This is a genomic window from Sphingobacterium paludis (assembly GCF_004364125.1).
Lineage (GTDB): Bacteria > Bacteroidota > Bacteroidia > Sphingobacteriales > Sphingobacteriaceae > Sphingobacterium > Sphingobacterium paludis.
Map to the genome: position 1 here is coordinate 364,937 of NZ_SNZV01000003.1, position 18,106 is coordinate 383,042.

Annotated in this window: 12 protein-coding genes; 3 read left to right on the plus strand and 9 right to left on the minus strand. The window is 47.0% G+C overall.

Annotated elements, in window-relative coordinates:
* Positions 1 to 133 precede the first annotated feature (133 nt).
* Entirely contained in the window at positions 134 to 1,327 is a 1,194-nt protein-coding gene (locus B0I21_RS07725) for an MFS transporter (RefSeq protein ID WP_133639888.1), read from the plus strand.
* Positions 1,328 to 1,437: 110 nt separating this feature from the next.
* Here the strand turns inward: B0I21_RS07725 and B0I21_RS07730 are convergent, their stop codons facing one another.
* Entirely contained in the window at positions 1,438 to 1,968 is a 531-nt protein-coding gene (locus B0I21_RS07730) for a GNAT family N-acetyltransferase (RefSeq protein ID WP_133639889.1), read from the minus strand.
* Positions 1,969 to 2,627: 659 nt separating this feature from the next.
* Between B0I21_RS07730 and B0I21_RS07735 the strand changes: the two genes are divergently transcribed.
* Positions 2,628 to 5,738 carry a SusC/RagA family TonB-linked outer membrane protein gene (locus B0I21_RS07735; RefSeq protein WP_133639890.1) on the plus strand — a complete coding sequence of 1,037 codons (3,111 nt, stop codon included), beginning with the start codon at positions 2,628 to 2,630 and terminating at the stop codon, positions 5,736 to 5,738.
* 24 nt (positions 5,739 to 5,762) lie between these two features.
* Entirely contained in the window at positions 5,763 to 7,307 is a 1,545-nt protein-coding gene (locus B0I21_RS07740; protein ID WP_243835978.1) for a RagB/SusD family nutrient uptake outer membrane protein, read from the plus strand.
* 60 nt (positions 7,308 to 7,367) lie between these two features.
* On the opposite strand, the gene B0I21_RS07745 is transcribed toward B0I21_RS07740, so the two are convergent.
* From B0I21_RS07745 to B0I21_RS07780, 8 genes are all read right to left on the minus strand, one after another.
* Complete coding sequence (locus tag B0I21_RS07745; RefSeq protein ID WP_133639891.1) at positions 7,368 to 8,378, minus strand: LacI family DNA-binding transcriptional regulator; 1,011 nt, start codon at positions 8,376 to 8,378, stop codon at positions 7,368 to 7,370.
* A gap of 110 nt (positions 8,379 to 8,488) precedes the next feature.
* Positions 8,489 to 10,108, minus strand: coding sequence for an NADP-dependent glyceraldehyde-3-phosphate dehydrogenase (locus B0I21_RS07750; RefSeq protein ID WP_133639892.1), 1,620 nt, complete (start codon positions 10,106 to 10,108; stop codon positions 8,489 to 8,491).
* Positions 10,109 to 10,146: 38 nt separating this feature from the next.
* Entirely contained in the window at positions 10,147 to 11,595 is a 1,449-nt protein-coding gene (locus B0I21_RS07755; protein ID WP_133639893.1) for an MFS transporter, read from the minus strand.
* A gap of 218 nt (positions 11,596 to 11,813) precedes the next feature.
* Entirely contained in the window at positions 11,814 to 12,464 is a 651-nt protein-coding gene (locus B0I21_RS07760; protein ID WP_133639894.1) for a beta/alpha barrel domain-containing protein, read from the minus strand.
* A complete protein-coding gene (locus tag B0I21_RS07765; protein WP_133639895.1) occupies positions 12,457 to 13,488 on the minus strand; it encodes a sugar kinase in 1,032 nt (343 codons plus the stop codon). The genes B0I21_RS07760 and B0I21_RS07765 overlap by 8 nt, the downstream gene beginning before the upstream one ends.
* Positions 13,488 to 14,891 (minus strand): glucuronate isomerase, encoded by a 1,404-nt coding sequence (gene uxaC, locus B0I21_RS07770; protein ID WP_133639896.1) that lies wholly within the window; start codon positions 14,889 to 14,891, stop codon positions 13,488 to 13,490. The genes B0I21_RS07765 and uxaC overlap by 1 nt, the downstream gene beginning before the upstream one ends.
* 11 nt (positions 14,892 to 14,902) lie before the next feature.
* Positions 14,903 to 16,549, minus strand: coding sequence for a UxaA family hydrolase (locus tag B0I21_RS07775; protein ID WP_133639897.1), 1,647 nt, complete (start codon positions 16,547 to 16,549; stop codon positions 14,903 to 14,905).
* Positions 16,531 to 18,048 (minus strand): tagaturonate reductase, encoded by a 1,518-nt coding sequence (locus B0I21_RS07780; protein ID WP_133639898.1) that lies wholly within the window; start codon positions 18,046 to 18,048, stop codon positions 16,531 to 16,533. The genes B0I21_RS07775 and B0I21_RS07780 overlap by 19 nt, the downstream gene beginning before the upstream one ends.
* Positions 18,049 to 18,106 lie beyond the last annotated feature (58 nt).

Below are 18,106 nucleotides of genomic sequence, written 5' to 3' on the forward strand. Positions count from 1 at the left end.
TAGAGGAATGTAAAGATTGGCTCCCAAAATCAAATTAAAAACGCGTTGTGAAAAATAGGGCCGCCCCTGAATATGATTTGACTGTAGATTTATAGGAAATTAGCTGTAGTTTTGCAATCAAATTACCCGCAGCATGGATTCACCTTCAAGCACCCCACCCTTACCACATTTCAAAGCAAGCAAACAGCGCATACGCCTTGCCGTTTCTCTTTTCTATTTCGGACAAGGAATAGCGTTCGCGAGCTGGGCGAGCCGCATTCCGATTATCAAGGAACATCTTCATCTGACGGAGGCCCAACTGGGCACGATACTGCTGATGCTTCCCGTAGGGCAGCTGATGACGATGCCCCTCTCGGGTAAGTTGGTCGGCAAATACGGGAGCCACCGTCTCCTGCCGATCGGGGCGCTATGTTACTTGCTGGTGCTTTGTAGCATCTCTTTTGCAGGGAATGCCTGGCAGTTAGGTGGGGCACTGCTCTTATTTGGTGTTTTCGGAAACATCTGCAATATCGCCGTGAATACACAAGGCGTTCTTGCTGAGCGGATGTATGCAAAATCCATTATGTCATCCTTTCATGGTGCTTGGAGCATCGCAGGGTTTACGGGTGCGCTGATTGGCCTGGCTACGCTTAATTTAAGGATTGATACGTCCACCCATTTCTATATTGTTATAGGCCTAATGCTAATCAATATTTTGGTAAACCGTGCTTTTCTAATACAAGATCTTTCGGGGAGCACGGAGAAAAAATCGTTTTCTTTCAAACCGGATAAGCTGCTTATCTCGCTAGGTGTGATTGGTTTTTGTAGCATGGCTACAGAAGGGGCGATGTTTGACTGGAGCGGGGTTTATTTTCACGATATCGTGAAGGCGCCAGACAGTTTGACGACCTTAGGTTATGCTGCATTTATGGTGATGATGGCCGTTGGCCGATTTATCGGTGATGCGGTAATTAGCAGGATCGGCCGTCAGCGTACACTACAAATTAGTGGTGTGCTGATGTTTGTCGGCATGATGAGTGCCGTTGTCTTTCCGGAACTGCTATTCTGCACGCTGGCCTTTATGCTGGTGGGGCTAGGCGTTGCATGTAACGTTCCCTCTGTATACTCCGTCGCAGGGACACACAAAACGATTTCTTCCGGCGTGGCCCTCGCCATGGTATCCAGCGTAAGCTATCTCGGCTTTCTCATGGGGCCGCCACTCATCGGGTATATCGCTGAAATCCTGAACCTACGTTACTCATTTGGCGTCTTCGCCTGTTTCGGTTTGCTCCTGTTTGTGCTAACAAGCCGACTCGCGGTGTTTAAGCCAACGAAAGGAAGTGAATAATAATAAATGGTAGGGCTAGCGCATAAAAACGCGAAGCCTTTCGAAGGCTGCGAAGACATTCGGTGCGTTTTTCACAAGTAGCACCATCTGCATTGGGGCGTGGAAAAAATCTACCTTAGCTTTTTATAAAAATAAGTGGTGCTGCAAAAAGCGCCATCCGGAAATAGCGCATACTCCGGGATGTCGCCTACTTTTATCCACCCCAGTTTTTGATATAAGTAGGACGCCGGGCTTCCTGTTACGGTGTCTAAGACAAGGATATGTTTGCCTATTTTCTTCGCCTCTTCTTCAATCGCGCGCAATAGCTGCTCGCCAATTCCCAAACGCCGTGCTTCGCTATGTACCTGCATTTTTGCTACATCAGCCCGATGGGGCTGATTAGCCGGCTGGTCAATAAGCAATTGTACCGTTCCGATCAATTGTTTGGTATCGGCGTCCTCGGCCGCAAGTAAAATCACTTTTCCAACGATTACCCGATCTAAGACCTGTTGCCAAAAGACCAACGCCTCTTCAAAGCTTAAGGATGCCATAAATCCTATAGAAGCATTGTTTTTAACAACATCGATGGTAAGATTGGCTAACGAGGAGAGGGTAACTTCGTCCCTTACCGCAACCTGTCTTATGGTATAAGTTTTTCCCATATATTTTTTTCTCTGCGTTAGTCGTGGGAGGAAATCCGCTGTGATTCGCCCCTAAGACGATGAATATACAAATTTTGTCGTTTGGGTGATAGAAGTGTATGGTTTTAGCGACGTTATCAATTGGAGGCCAGGCCAACTCCATGTGGGAAAAATAATAGCGATAAAATAATAGTCTATAATGTTGATAGATTAAATATTAATTCGTTTATTTGCACCCATACTACACAATCTATCGAAAAACTATGTTATTATCGAATTTACCACGCTCTTTAGCTTACGCGAATGAATTATTAAAATTTATACCTAATCCCCTCCGTTTATACGACCGAATGCACCAGCGATCAAATTCGTCGGGCTATGGGTTCACGTATTTGGTCGCTGCTATACGCTAGATCTTTAAAAGCAAACCCAAACTTCATGATAGGCATGTCTGTCATTGGCCATTCATGTGTCGAACGAAAGACTTTTAAGGGCATTGTTAAGCACAGCGTCTCCTAAAATTACCGGGATAGATACATCTGTCTGTTCATCTTGAAGTACGCATTTAATATGCCTACACGGTAAGTGTAGGCGTTGACACAGCTATGCCAGGGCAAGCTCATAGCATGAATGTATACCCAGGTCTGCACTAATTTCACGAACAATCAATTTTTAATTTAATGACAAAGAAACTCAAATACTATTTATTTGCCTTCGCCTATATTTCATCTTTCACGCTGCTGGTTGCGCAGACCAGCCGCCAAGGCACCATTGTAGAGGCCGCAACCGGTAAGCCTATCGCCGGAGCCACGATTAAAGTAAAGGGCACGACAACACAGATTAACAGCAATACCAATGGTCGCTTTACACTGCAAAATGTTGCCAGTGGTAGCACATTGATCGTTAGTTCTGTTGGCTACAGCAGCCTTGAAGTTCCAGCCGCAAGCGATTTGTCTTCCATAAAATTAACCCAATCTACAGAGGATCTGGATGAGGTCGTCGTGATTGCTTACGGGACAACAAAAAAATCAGATTTTACAGGATCCGTATCGACCATTAGTGGCGAACAGCTGCAGCGAGCACAAGTGAGTAGTATCTCGAAAGCATTACAGGGCTTGGCACCAGGATTACAATCGGTTTCCAGCAGCGGACAGCCGGGCACAGACGCCACCATCAGAATTCGGGGTATTGGATCTATCAATGCATCCAGTGACCCGCTCTATGTGGTTGATGGCGTGCCCTATGGCGGAAGTTTGAGCGCCATCAATCCGGCTGATGTGGAGTCTATCAGTGTGCTGAAGGATGCTACGGCTAGCGCATTATATGGATCAAGGGCTGCAAATGGCGTGATATTGGTTACGACGAAGCAAGGCCGATCTGGCGTCAAACCAGCCATAGACGCTCGCTTTACACAGGGATACTCATCTAGAGCGGTGAGGGACTATGAGCACGTAACCACCGACCAATATTTCGAACTTTATTGGGAGGGTTTATACAACCAGTTGGTCACCACCAATACGCCAGCAACGGCAGCGCAGTTGGCAAGTGGTCGGGTGGTGCAGGAGCTCGGCATTAATCCGTATGGTACAAATTTTCCACAGCCTGTGGGAGCGGATGGAAAAATAGTGCCTGGTGCCACCCCCTTATGGAATGACAACTGGCAACGCGAACTCGAACAGTTAGCCCCGCGAACGGAAGCAACGCTGAATATTAGTGGCGGAGGAGAGCACAATCAATATTACATATCCGGCAACTACCTAAATGATCAAGGAATCGGTGTAGGTTCAGGCAACCGCCGGTACAATATTCGGAGCAACAGTACGGTAAATGTTACTCCATGGCTCGATGTGGGTGTGAATATCTCCGCAACGGCCACCAAGCAAGATTACCCACAATCCGAAGACAGCCAGGTTTCCAACGTGATAAATTTTGGACGCCGCTTGCCTTCATTCTACCCGGTGTATACCAGAAATCCGGACGGTTCTTATGCCACCGATAGCAATGGCGAACACCTGATTGATTTCGGCTCTTACAGACCGAGTGCGGCCAACCCAAATTGGAATTTGCTCGGGACGTATGATCTGGATCTGCGTGAAACACTAAAAGATGAGGTTTCTACACGAGCATTTGTGCAAGTTAAGTTCTCGGATAACCTTTCCTTAAGAAGTTCTTACAATATTGACTATAGGAACCAAACAGGGCACAATTATACCAACCCACTATTGGGCGGATCCGCTAACATTAATGGATCGGTTTCCAAAAGCAACGCACGAAATGTTTCGTGGACCCAAAACAATATTCTAACCTATGATAAAAGCTTCGACACGGGCCATGCTTTAAAAGTGTTGGTGGGGCAAGAGCTTTTTAATTATAATTCGAGAAGTTTTAACGGTAGCAGACAAAACTTTGTATTGCCGTATCTCTATGAACCGGTTGCGGCCTCGCAGCTTAATAGCTTTACCGGATCATCCCAGGATCATCGGATATTGAGTTTTCTGGGGCGTGTAGAGTACGATTACAATAAGCGGTATCTATTTACAGGTTCCTTACGTACTGATGGCACTTCCCGTTTCTCTCCGGAACAGCGCTGGGGCACGTTTTGGTCTTTAGGTGGTGCATGGAAACTTGCTGAGGAAGATTTTTTACGCGAGTCCAGTTGGATCAATCTGCTTAACCTAAAAGGTAGCTACGGCGGTCAAGGCAATGATAATATAGGTACTTATTACGCCTATGAAGCGCTCTATGCCATTGCCAATAATTTAGGGGAAGGTGGCGTCAGGCCATCACGCTTGCCCACACCCGGCTTGAAATGGGAAACAAACTTAAACCTCAATATCGGTGTTGATTTCGGGTTATTTAACAACCGCCTTAGCGGAACGCTAGAGTTTTTCGAAAGAAGATCGAAAGATTTGCTCTTCTCCAGGCCATTACCACCATCTAGCGGATTTTCAGCTATTGATGAGAATGTCGGCAGTTTGAAAAATACCGGGTTAGAACTGGATTTGCGAGCCACAGCCGTCCGTTCGGCGGATTTCCGTTGGGATATAGCATTTAACATCGCACATTTCCGAAATAAAATCACCTCATTGCCTCAAAAGCAGATTATAAGCGGAACAAAAAGGATGGAAGTCGGGAGATCGGTATACGACTTTTGGCTGCGTGACTGGGCTGGGGTAGATCCCGCAAACGGGAATCCGCTTTGGTACCAAGATATTACCGAGGTTGACGCGAATGGCGTTGCTCAGGTCGTTGGTAAAACCACAACAAGTAACTATTCTGCGGCCACATTCTACTATACGGGCAGCTCCCTTCCCGATGTGTATGGTGGGCTTACCAATACATTTGGATACAAAGGCTTCGAACTATCTTTTCTGTTTAGCTACAGCTTAGGTGGAAAGATTTTGGATGGCGACATACCCGCTTTATACCACAATGGTACGGCAGGCGTGGCTTGGCATAAAGACATGGTGAATCGATGGACAGCGGAGAACACGGAAACCGATGTGCCTCGTTTGGGCGGCGCAAGCGCGCAAGCGGCCAGTCAATCGACACGGTTTTTGTACGACGCGTCCTACGTACGCCTGCGAAACCTGAGCTTAAGCTATACGTTTCCCACGCGCATCGCGAACAAACTTGGACTGGGAAGACTCAGCGCCAACCTGCTCGGGGAAAATCTATTGACATTCTTTGGCCACGATGGGATGGATCCCGAACAATCCGTGGGTGGAACCACCTATTTCCGGTATCCGGCTATGCGTGTCGTATCTGGAGGAATAAATTTTGGGTTTTAAATACGATCACACCTTATCAATACAATGAAAAAGAACATGTTTAACACGATATACCGCCTTTTCACGACCCTGCTAATCGTAGCGGGACTGAGCTCATGCGATGATTATTTGGATACCATACCGACGACATCCGTACCGGAATCTGTTGTCATCGACAACGTTGAAAATTTGCAGACGCTACTAAACGGCACCTGGAGTACGTACATGGATACGTATTTTACATTCGCCAATCCAGGATATGCATCGATCCTGCGCGCTAGTGATGCAATGGGTAGCGACGTCGCAGTAGTTCGCGGGCGTTATGGGTACCTGAGCCCTTACGATTATTTAGAGATGCATACACGTGTTGGAACGCGGGTAAACGCCTTCTGGAGCATCTTGTATACGGCCATCAATTCGAACAACATTATATTGGCTAACGTCGATAATATCCCCGGTGATGATGCATTGCGGCAACAGCTCAAAGGACAATCTTTGGCTTTTCGGGCACATAGCTATTTGACGCTGGCCTCATTTTATCAATTGAGCTATCTAAAAGATCCGGATGTAAAAACAGCGCCTATCTATACCGAGCCGACCGGACCACAAACCGTAGGAAATCCGAAAGCCACATTGAAGGAGATTTTCGATTTGGTCATCCGCGACTTAACAGCAGCGGAAGCCTTATTGGACGGATACCAAAGGCCAGCTAGCCAGAAGTACAAAATAAATAAGCAGGTCGTACAAGCGCTACTGGCTCGTGCATACTTGCAAACAGGAAACTGGGAAGCCGCGGCACAGAAAGCCGCAGCGGCACGTACAGGTTATGCACTGATGTCCGGAGAAGAGTATGGAGCAGGTTTTAACGACTTGGCCAATGCCGAGTGGATATGGGGCCATGGTCAGCGGCCGGATCAAAGCGTGGCTAGCTATCATTTCCATTTCTTGGACGTCACGACACCGGCATCGTATTATTACAGCTTTATGGCGGATCCTCATTTTAAAGAATATTTTGAAGAGCAGGATGTTCGGTCCAGACTTTTTTCCTGGGACAATGCTGCGCCGGCGCGATATGGATTGTTGCGCTATGCAAAATTTAAATTTCGTGAAGACATGACCGGTGATATCGTCCTTATACGTGCCGCCGAAACATACTTGATTCAGGCGGAAGCGTATGCTAGACTCAACAGGCTGGAAGAATCAGCGAGCGCGCTCAACCAATTGCGGACGGCAAGGAACGCGACGCCATTATCGTTAGCGGGCAGAACACAAAATGATGTGATTGCTGAAGTGTTGCTAGAACGCCGGAAGGAGCTTTGGGGAGAGGGCTTTGCCCTGGCTGACATCATCAGAACGCAAGGTAAAGTCGAACGACGCGCCTATACCACGGTCAATCCGCAAGGCGAAACCGTGCCCGTACGGGTTACCATAACCTTGCCGGACGGAAGGACGCAGACCGTAAACGCCATAGGCCATACGACAACGCGAACAGAAAATAATGCCGGTGCAGAATTTACGGTTAACAGCCCGTATTATATTTTCGGGATTCCGGAAAATGAATCGAATAACAATCCGAACCTAAATAACTAGGAGGGCGGATAAATCGCGCCTGTACGTATATTCATTCCCCTGCCCTATGGTGGGGGAATTTTATTTTCTTTCGATGAGTGTGGTCGGTAGTATCACCGTTTGAAAATCGGTAACTGTTTGCTTGGATTCAATTTGTTGGATAAGAAGTTCCGCTGCCCGCTGTCCCATATCGAAAGCAGGCTGCCTTATGGCCGTAATCGTGGGCGAAAAGATATTCACCACTTTAGAATTGGTAAATCCAGCAATAATGATGCTGTCAAGTTTCTGGCTATCCTGTTCGTTCATGGCTTGCAGATAGCCTGTTGTTAACTTGTCCCCCGATATGAAAATGCCGTCATAATCTTGATCGCGCAGTTCTGTTACCACCTTTTCCAGTTCACCTTGGTGCAGGCCGCCATACTCGCAATATTTAACCAGTTCCGGATCAAAATCAAGGTTGTGGGCGAGCAAGCCCATTTTATACCCTTCCAGACGTTCTTTGGTAATGGAGAGCTTTTTTGCGCCCGTTACATGCGCTATTCTTTTACATCCTTTTTTAGACAGATAGCGGACCGCTTCATACCCACCTTGCTTATTGTCTGCAATCACTTTATGCGAACGAATCTGTGCAGGTACGCGGTCGAAAAACACAATGGGGAAACCCTTCGCCATGAGGTTTTCAAGATAGGAGCAGTCGCTTGTTTCAGCCGATAGGGCCATCAGTAGCCCGTCGGTAGATCGCGAGTAAAGGTGTTCCACATTCAGGCGCTCCCGCTCCGCAGACTCATGCGTCTGCGAGATCACCACCTGATAGTTTTTGCTGTAAGCCACCGATTCGATGCCGTCAATTACTTGTGAAAAGAAATTATTAGCAATTTCACTGACAATGATACCGATACTGTAGCTTTTGCGCTCTTTCAAGCTGCGGGCGATGGGGTTTGCTCGGTAATTGATCTTTTCTGCATAGGCCAATACGATTTGCTTTGTTTCCGTGCTTATCTCGTAACTATCCCGCAATGCCCGAGAGACCGTTGAAGGAGAGAGGTTTAAAGCCCTGGCAATATCTTTTATCGTGTAGTTTTCGAACGCCATGTGAGTAAAATTACGTAATGATACCCAAAATAGACGAGAAAGCCAAGCTTGCTGGAGCTTACTCGAATACGTGCGGGCAACATTGCTGTTACCCGCACGAAAAGAGAAAATTAAAAAATATACTTTGTGCTCAGGAAATTTGAACTGTCGTCGCGAACAATTTCGTTCAATAATTTCTTGTTCTTGTCCGTATTTTTGGTGGCTACCAACGACCGTATCGAGAACGAGCGCAAGGCGTCGACAACAGACAAGGTACCCTCGGCGCTATCTTTGCGGCCGGTAAACGGAAAAGTGTCTGGCCCGCGCTGGCATTGGGCGTTGATATTTACTCGGCTCACTTGGTTTACCAATGGATCAATCAAAGAGGATATAACCGCTGCATTATTACTGAAAATACTAACCTGCTGCCCGTGCGAAGATTCGATAAGGTATTCGATTGGCTCTTCTAAGTCGTCAAATGGAACGACAGGAATAACCGGCCCAAATTGCTCTTCGCGGTACAGCTTCATCTGCGCATTGACCGGGTAGACGATAGCCGGATAGAAGAAAGATTCTACGGTTTCGCCGCCATGCTCATTAACAACCTTCGCGCCGTGGCTTCTCGCATCTTCCAGGCATTCGGTCAAATAAGCGGGCTTATTGACTTCCGGTAGCGGTGTTAACGCAACGCCCTTTTCCCAAGGCATGCCATACTTCAACTTCCCTACTTCTGCACTTAGCCTTTTCAAAAATTCCTGTGCAATACTTCTATGCACGTAAATAATCTTCAATGCCGTACAGCGCTGTCCGTTGAACGACAAGGAGCCTAATACGGTTTCCGAAACAGCCAGATCTAGATCTGCGTCTTTGGTGATAATGGCGGCATTTTTTGCATCCAACCCTAAAATAGCACGTAAGCGGTTTACACGGGGGTGCAACTTCTTCAACTCATCAGCCACTCGGCTTGATCCGATCAGCGTCAAAACATTGATTTTGCCGGACTGCATCAATTGCGGAACAATTTTGTTTCCACGACCGTAAATCGTGTTGACAACACCTTTTGGAAAGCTGCTGCGGAAGGCATCTAACAAAGGATAGTGCAAAAGCGTACCGTGTTTCGGTGGTTTGAATAAAAGTGTATTACCCATAATGAGGGCAGGAATAAGTGTGGTAAAGGTTTCGTTCAATGGGTAGTTGAATGGTCCCATACACAGCACAACGCCCAGTGGCGAACGTCTTATTTGCGCGATGATACCCTGCTCAATCTGGAAACGCGAAGAGTCGCGATCGACATCTTTCAAGGCATCGATCGTGGCATATATGTATTCCACGGTTCTGTCAAATTCTTTCACAGAATCAGTGAACGATTTCCCAATCTCCCACATGATGAGCTTGACGACGATATCTTTCTTATCAATCATCTTCTGCGTAAAGCGGTCCACACAGGCAATCCGGTCAGCGACGCTCATCGTGGGCCATTCGCCGCGGCCATTGTCATATGCTTTCACCGCTGCGTCTAAAGCTTCCATAGATTCTTTCTCGGTACATACCGGATAACTGCCGATGCGCTTTCGTTGAAGCCCATCTTTTGTTTTCACACAGATCGGAGAAAACACCTCACTAACCTGGCCCGTCCAGGGCAACATCTCACCATTCGACAAGAACTCGCGTTGATCGATTTGCTCTTGTAATGCATATTCGGCGGGGATATCTTCCTCCCCGTAAAATATGCTTTCTAAATCTAACTCCATTGTTAAAACTATTTAGGTATTAAAATAAGTCGATGTGGTTAATCTTTGATCAACTCCATGCGCGGCACCAGGCTTTTCATGACTACCCAAGCAATCAAGTAAGCAACAGCGCAGAAGGAGAACACAATAAAGTAGCCAGCCTCTTCACCTTGAAAATTCAAAAATGTCATTTGCGTTTCCTTTGCATGATCAAACAATTTTCCAGAGAAAAAATTGATAAACGTGGAGCCCACGCCACCAGCAAGCCCACCGATACCGGTCACCGTAGCTATCGCACGTCGCGGAAACATATCTCCGACAGTCGAGAAGATGTTGGCAGACCAAGATTGGTGTGCCGCACCCGCCAATCCGATTAGCAAAACAGGGATCCAATACGAAATATGGCCTAAGGGCTGCGCGAATAATACAGTCAAGGGAACGAAGGCAAAGATGAGCATGGATTTCATGCGCCCGTCATAAGGGTTTAATCCTTTCTTATCGACAAAGTATGTCGGTAGCCAGCCACCGATAATCGATAGTAAGGTGATCAGATACAATACGAAAATAGCGAGTTGCCCTTCCGTGTCTGACGATTTAATATCATACACGGCGGAAAGATAGGCTGGCATCCAAAACAGGAAAAACCACCAAACACCATCTGTCATAAACTTACCAAAAGCAAAGGCCCACGTTTGCTTGTATTTGAAGCATGTAGCCAAAGACATTTTCTTTTTCACGACAGGGACAGCCATTTCCGGCGTTGTCTCTTCTTCATGATCGCCATCCTGCATGATGTATACCAGCTCGGCGGCATTTACTTTTGGATTTCGATGTGGCTTATTGTACAAGAAGACCCAAAATCCCATCCAGACAAAGCCTAATGCACCAATAATAATGAAAGACATCTCCCAACCCCAATAGGCTGCGATGACAGGAATAGAGAGGGGAGCAGCCAGGGCACCTATAGTTGCGCCGGCATTAAAGATACTGGTCGCTAAGGCACGATCTTTTTTTGGAAAGTACTCCGCAGTAGCTTTGATGGCAGCTGGAAAATTTCCCGCCTCGCCCACGGCTAAAACAAAACGCGCAAAAATGAACAATACGACACTGACATTGATAACTCGGGCTACGTCTTGAACTTGGCCAATGGCATGTTTTGCGCCTTCAAAGCCCACAAACCATTCGCCGGCCACGATTCCTGAGGTTGCAATACCACAGAATGCATGCAATATCGCCCCCAATGACCATACGCCAATAGCCCAAAGAAACCCCTTTTTGGTATCCATCCAGTCCACAAAAGGCCCTGCAAATAGCATACTTACAGCGTAGAAAATGGAAAACAAGGCTGTAATCAGTCCATAATCACTGTTAGTCCAGTGAAATTCTGGACTAATAAAATCTTTCCAGGTCAGGGATAGCACCTGCCTGTCCATATAGTTTATCGTGGTCGCAAAAAACAGGAGGGCGCAGATCGTCCACCTGTAGTTTCCCTTTTTTTCATTAGTCATTGGTAGCTTGGAAATTAAAATGTTAAAATAAAAATATCAAAATTATGGTTTACGACGTATGTGTTGATGTGCTTTCTAAAAAAGGTATGATGGCCTATAAAATCCGTCATCGCAAGAACTTGTAACAACGCAATCAGCATGGTGTTAACGATAAGATTGCGTCGTCATTTGGGCGCTATAGTACCATGACGATAGCCTCCAGCTTTTCAGACGGGTTTTTAACTTTGTTGCGCCTGTTTTACCAAGGACAAAGCTTGCGTTGTTCGTTCTGCGAGTCCATCTACGCGCTTAGGATCAATTAGCTTGCTGCCCATGCCGACGGCACAAACCCCTGCTTTGAACCATGATTGGAGGTTTTCCAGCTCTAGATCTACGCCGCCCGTGGGCATAAAAAGTTGGCCTTTGAACAATTCTCGGATGGCGGATAAAAAGCCGGGTCCGAGAATATTGGCCGGAAAAAGCTTAATCAGCGAAGCTCCATGTGTTTGCGCAAGCGTGATTTCCGTTGGCGTCATACAGCCTGGAATCCATAAAAGCTCCTCTTGATGAACAAGTTCGCCGACGGCAGGCGTAACAATGGGCGCCACAATAAAGTCTGCCCCCAGTGCGATAAACTGGCTAGCCTCGTCCGTATTTTTTATGGTGCCAATGCCTAAATGTAAACCGGGCATTTCTGCATCGCGGGCCGCCAGCAATGCTTCAAATACCGCTGGGGCTTCGCTTCCACGATTGGTGAATTCGAAAACGCGGATGCCCGCTTGATACAATGTGCGCACGATATGCACGCTCTCTTGCACGTCGGTGTGAAAAAATAAAGGAAGCATCCCTTGTGTTGAAATAGCGTCTAAGACCTCTTTTCTTTTAGTCATGTTTTATTCTTTTTTCTATGGTTGATGCCGAACTTACGGTCGCATCACTTGGAATAAATAATTTATCGTAGGCTGCTGCTGTCGCAAACTCAAGCGTATCGCTAGCCGTACGTTCGTGATAAAGCCCGTAGATCAATCCTGCCATAAAGCAGTCACCACTACCTACTTTATCGATAATGTTTTCCGAAAGATACTCATTTGATACCAAAAGGGCATCCTGCACATACAGGGATGTGTAGTATTTTATGCCTTTCTCAAAATGGTTAAAACGGAACGTATTCGCAACATACTGACAGTTTGTATAACGGTCAGTAATCTCTTTGCTGGTTTTGGCCGCTTGTTCGAGCAAGGCTTCTTTTGGATACTCCAGCTGATCAACCTTAAACAGCTCATCAAGGCTTATTCCGAGCATCTTGTGTGCGGCCCAGATATTACCCATAATAAGCTTGCAATGTGCCGCTAGGTCCGGTATTACATCAATAGGATCTTTACCATATTTCCAAAGCTTAGCGCGATAGTTCAGATCCAGCGAAACGGTAATTCCTTTTTCCTTGGCCGCAAGCACAGCGTCCAAGCATATTTCCGCGAGCTCAACACCTATGGCAGGGCAGATAGCGGAGAAATGAAACCAGGTCACGCCATGAAAAACAGTGTCCCAGTTTATATCATTTCTTTTCAGATTCGCAAAGGAAGAACCAGCACGATCGTATACTACCCCCGCATTTTTTACATCCTTGCCCTTCGGCAAGTAGTATATTCCTATCCGATCGCCTTGCCAACGCATGGGCTCGAGGTTCACCCCTTTGTTGTGCAGATGCTGCGCAATGCCCTCGCTGATGGCATTTCGGGGCATCGCCGAGAGGTAGGAGGAAGGCACCTCCCAGAGGGAAAGCGCCGTAGCAACGTTAAGTTCGGCTCCGCCAATGTAAAATGGCAAGGCCCCTTCGGCTACCCAATCCGTCGCCAGGTCTGGACAGATACGTAAGAGGATTTCCCCGAAACTGAGCACGTTTCCGCTATGCATTATTTAAAATTAAAGTATTCTTTTGCATTGTTGTAGCTGATGTCGCTTACAATTTTGCCAATCCATTCCAAATCATTTGGCAATTCGCCTTTCTCGATATCCTCACCGAAAATATCACAGATCAGTCTTCTGAAATATTCATGCCTTGGAAATGATAAAAAGCTGCGCGAATCGGTAAGCATACCCACCAAACGGCTTAGTAAACCCATGTTGGATAGTGCGTTGATCTGTTTGGTCATACCATCTTTCTGATCCAAAAACCACCAAGCCGATCCAAATTGTACTTTCCCTTTTATCGAGCCGTCGTTGAAATTGCCGATCATCGTGGCCATCAATTCGTTATCCGCTGGATTTAAGTTGTAAAGAATCGTTTTGGCCAAGCGATCTTGGTTGTCTAAGCGGTTTAAGAATTTAGACAACGCCCGTGCTTGAGAGAAATCGCCGATTGAATCCCAACCGGTATCGGGGCCGTTTACGCGCAGCATGCGTGCGTTGTTGTTGCGTAAAGCGCCCAAGTGATATTGCTGCACCCAGCCTTTTTCATGATCCCATTCTGCAAATTGGACCAACATGGCCGATTTGAACTTTAGGTTCTCGCTATAGCTTAAAGCTTGCTTCGCACGGATCTTCTGAAAAATAGCTGCGATCTCTTCGTCCGTGTAATCTTCGGCATAAATCTGCTCCAACCCGTGATCCGAAACCGAACAGCCATTTTCTGCGAAGAAGTCATGCCGGCTCTTCAAAGCATCAAGGTACTCATGGTAGCTTCCGATTGATGTATTCGTAACCGACTCTACCTGATCGATATAAGCGTTTAGGGCATCCACGTCATCCGCGTTCATCGCTTTGTCTGGTCGAAAGGCCGGTAACATCTTTAGGCTATTTTGCGCTGCGGCAAACTGCTGGTGGAAGTTGAGCGCATCGATAGGGTCATCTGTCGTACACACGACTTCTACATTCATCTTTTGTAAAAGACCGCGAACGTCATAACCTGGCTCAGCAAGCTTCGCTGCCGTTTCTTCATATATTTTCTCCGCAGTCTTCGGCGACAGCAGATCGGTGATACCAAAATACCGCTGCAACTCCAGGTGCGTCCAATGGTATAAGGGGTTACGCAAGGTGTAGGGCACTGTTTCTGCCCATTTTAAGAACTTGTCTTTGTCAGAAGCATCACCCGTGATGTATTGCTCATTTACACCATTGGCGCGCATAGCCCGCCACTTGTAGTGGTCGCCGTTTAGCCACACCTGGCTGATGTTATCAAAGCGGCTGTTATTCGCGATCTGCTCTGGAATTAAATGGTTATGATAGTCAATGATGGGCAGGTGCTTTGCAAATTGATGATAAAGATCCTGCGCCGTTTTGCTCTGTAATAAAAAGTTTTCGTCTAAAAATGCTTTCATGCTTGTTGTTGTTATAGACTTACTCCGCGTTTCCAAGGAATAAAATCGTCTTGATTTAACTGAACAGCTTTCGGGATTACTTCGCCACTAGCTGCTTTGATACAATATTCAAGGATATCTTCACCCATTTCCGCAATGGTTTTTTCGCCGTCGATGATGGCACCTGTGTTGATATCAATGATATCGGCCATGCGAGCGGCGAGGGCGTTGTTGGTTGCTACTTTGATAACCGGACAAATCGGATTTCCCGTTGGTGTACCTAATCCCGTGGTGAAGAGGATCAACGTGGCTCCGGATGCGGTTTTTCCTGTCGTTGCTTCGACATCATTGCCGGGGGTGCACACCAGGCTGAGCCCCGATTTTGTGGCTTCCTCGGTGTAATCCAGCACATCGACAACCGGCGAGTTGCCGCCTTTTTTTGCGGCGCCGGTACTTTTAATAGCATCCGTAATCAAACCGTCGCGGATGTTCCCCGGTGATGGGTTCATATGAAACCCGGAACCTACGTTTTCTGCCGCTTGGCTGTAAGCTCCCATCAGCGCTATAAATTTATGGGCCGCATCGGGCTCAATGGTACGGTCGATAAGGTTTTGTTCCGCGCCGCAAAGCTCAGGGAACTCCGCCAGCAGCACTTTTCCACCTAAAGCGACCAAGAGGTCTGAGGTATAACCAACGGCGGGATTAGCCGAGATGCCGCTGAAACCATCGCTACCACCACACTTCACCCCTAAGGTAAGCTTACTCAATGGCACGGGTTGGCGGCTGAGCTTATTGATTTCTACCAGGCCAGCAAACGTTTTCTGTATGGCTTCTTTAATCAGTTGTTCTTCGCTTTTCGACTGCTGTTGCTCGAAAACAAACATCGGCTTGGCAAACTGTGGATTCCGCGCCTTGATATCATCCATCAAATCCGTAAGCTGCAAGTTCTGGCAACCCAAACTCAACACCGTTACACCTGCTACATTAGGATGATCGGCATAAGCAGCTAGTAGTTTGCCCAGCACGGCCGCATCTTGACGAATACCGCCGCAGCCGCCTTGATGGTTAAGAAACTTGATGCCATCTACATTTTTGAACACCCGATTCTTCGTATGGGAGGCCACGCTCAGCGCATCAGGAGAAAGGTTGGCAATATCTTGCCCATCCTCATAAGCGGCGAGAAGCTCGTGCGTGAAAGAACGGTATTTGCCGGTTACGGAGTAACCCAACTCATTATAGAGCGCCTCTTTAATGACGTCGAGGTTTCGGTTCTCACAAAAAACGGTAGGAATGAATAGCCAATAGTTTGCTGTGCCTACGCGCCCGTCATTCCGTACATAACCGTTAAACGTACGGCCTTCAAAGCGCGATACATCAGGTGCTTCCCAATGGTAGTTGTACGGCCGGAACGTGTAGGGATCGGCCGCATGCTTGGTGTTATCGGTGTTCATAAGGCCGCCGCGTGGGATGGCATATTGTGCCTTTCCAACCAGTACGCCATACATGTATATCTCATCAGCCTGTTGCATATCTTGCATAAAAAACTTATGCTTCGCCGGAATGTCGTCTTCCAGGATATAGCTTATACCTTCAAATTCTATCGCCTCGCCCTTTGATAGATCCTGCAACGCAACCAGCACGTTGTCTTTCGGGTGGATCCTTAATATTCTACTTGCCATACTGCATTTAACTTTTCAATTGTCTTCAACACACCGTTTTCCGCCATCTCGTCTAGATAGCGCTGTACGGTATGCTCAAATTCTGGGTATTTACTCAAATCTTTACCCCATAAGCTTTCGTCGCGCAATACGCGATGTGCCACGGTGCTTTTATCTTGCCAATAGTCGTGAAGCTGCGGTGCAAATTCATCCTGCAGCGCAATCGTCACATCGCCAATGGTTTGTAAATATTTTCCATCCACATGTTGCGTGTTCATAAATTGCAGATAGGCCGCAAAGCCTAAGGCAATATGCTGCGGAGGAACCAAATTTTTATTGTACCACTTCTCGATGAGCGCAATATTGCGCATGTTCATCTTCGAGGTGAAATTTAGGGCAATATTTTCCCAGCGGTGATCTAAGAACGGGTTACTGAACCGATCGATGACACTGCTGGAAAAGGTATCCACATCAGCCTGTTCAATGTACTGATCTAAAATTGCTTTCCCGATTTCCTGTTGCATAAGCCCACGAACAAAGTCGTTGAAAGCCTGGTTGTTCATCGCTTCTTTTACGGTGACGAAGCCGCTCCACAATGCTGCGGCACAGCTTAGCGTATGGGTACCGTTTAACAAGCGAAGTTTAATTTCCTTAAACTTATCAATGGAATGGACCAGCACGATTCCAGGATCTACGGATGCAAAGGAAAGCTTTTCGCGCACCCGTGGCGAGGCCGTCTCGATCGCCCAAAGGCTAAAGGGCTCCGCCATGATCATCAAGTCATCTTCGTAGCCCAACAGATTTTCAGTATCCTGTTGTTCTGCTGCGGGTAGGCGCCCGGGAACGATTCGGTCGACAAGCGTGTTGCAGAAATCATTGGCGCTTTCCAACCATGAAACGAATGCGGCATCCAACTCATTTTGTGCCGCAAGGCTCAATAAGATTTTCTTTAGCTTTTGTGCATTGTCCGAGATAAGTTCGGTCGGTAATATCACGAGACCTTTCTCCGCGTCACCTTTGAAATAGTGGTAACGCTCAAATAAAAACGCTAATAGCTTACCCGGGAAAGAGGCGGGCGGTACATCGGTCAATTTATCATTACTCATTACAATACCCACCTCCGTGGTGTTAGAAAAGACAGCAACCAGATCGGGGTTCTTTGCCGCCTCTAAAATGCTGTTCCAATCGGTCGACGCCGACAGCACCCGTGATATGGCATTGTTAAGCGTATATTGAATAACTTCCTTGCCGTCTTTTTTTCCTTTAATGCACAGGGTATACAGGCCGTCTTGCTGAGCAAAAGCATCTGCACCGGAACTACTGGTCGATTTCACGACGAGGATGCGGCCGTTAAACACGCCCTGTTTATTTGCCTGATCTACATAATAATCAGGCAAACCGCGCAGCAGCACACCGGTGCCAAACTGCAGCACACGCTCGGGCAGTGCAAACGAGCCTTGCGTGGGCAGCTCCACCTGATTGGCCGTTATTTTCTCTAAATTTTCTTTTGAAAGCAACATGATCTATTCTACTATCTTATTTATCTTTTCTCTTTATTGAAAGCCTTTCTTGGGTCAA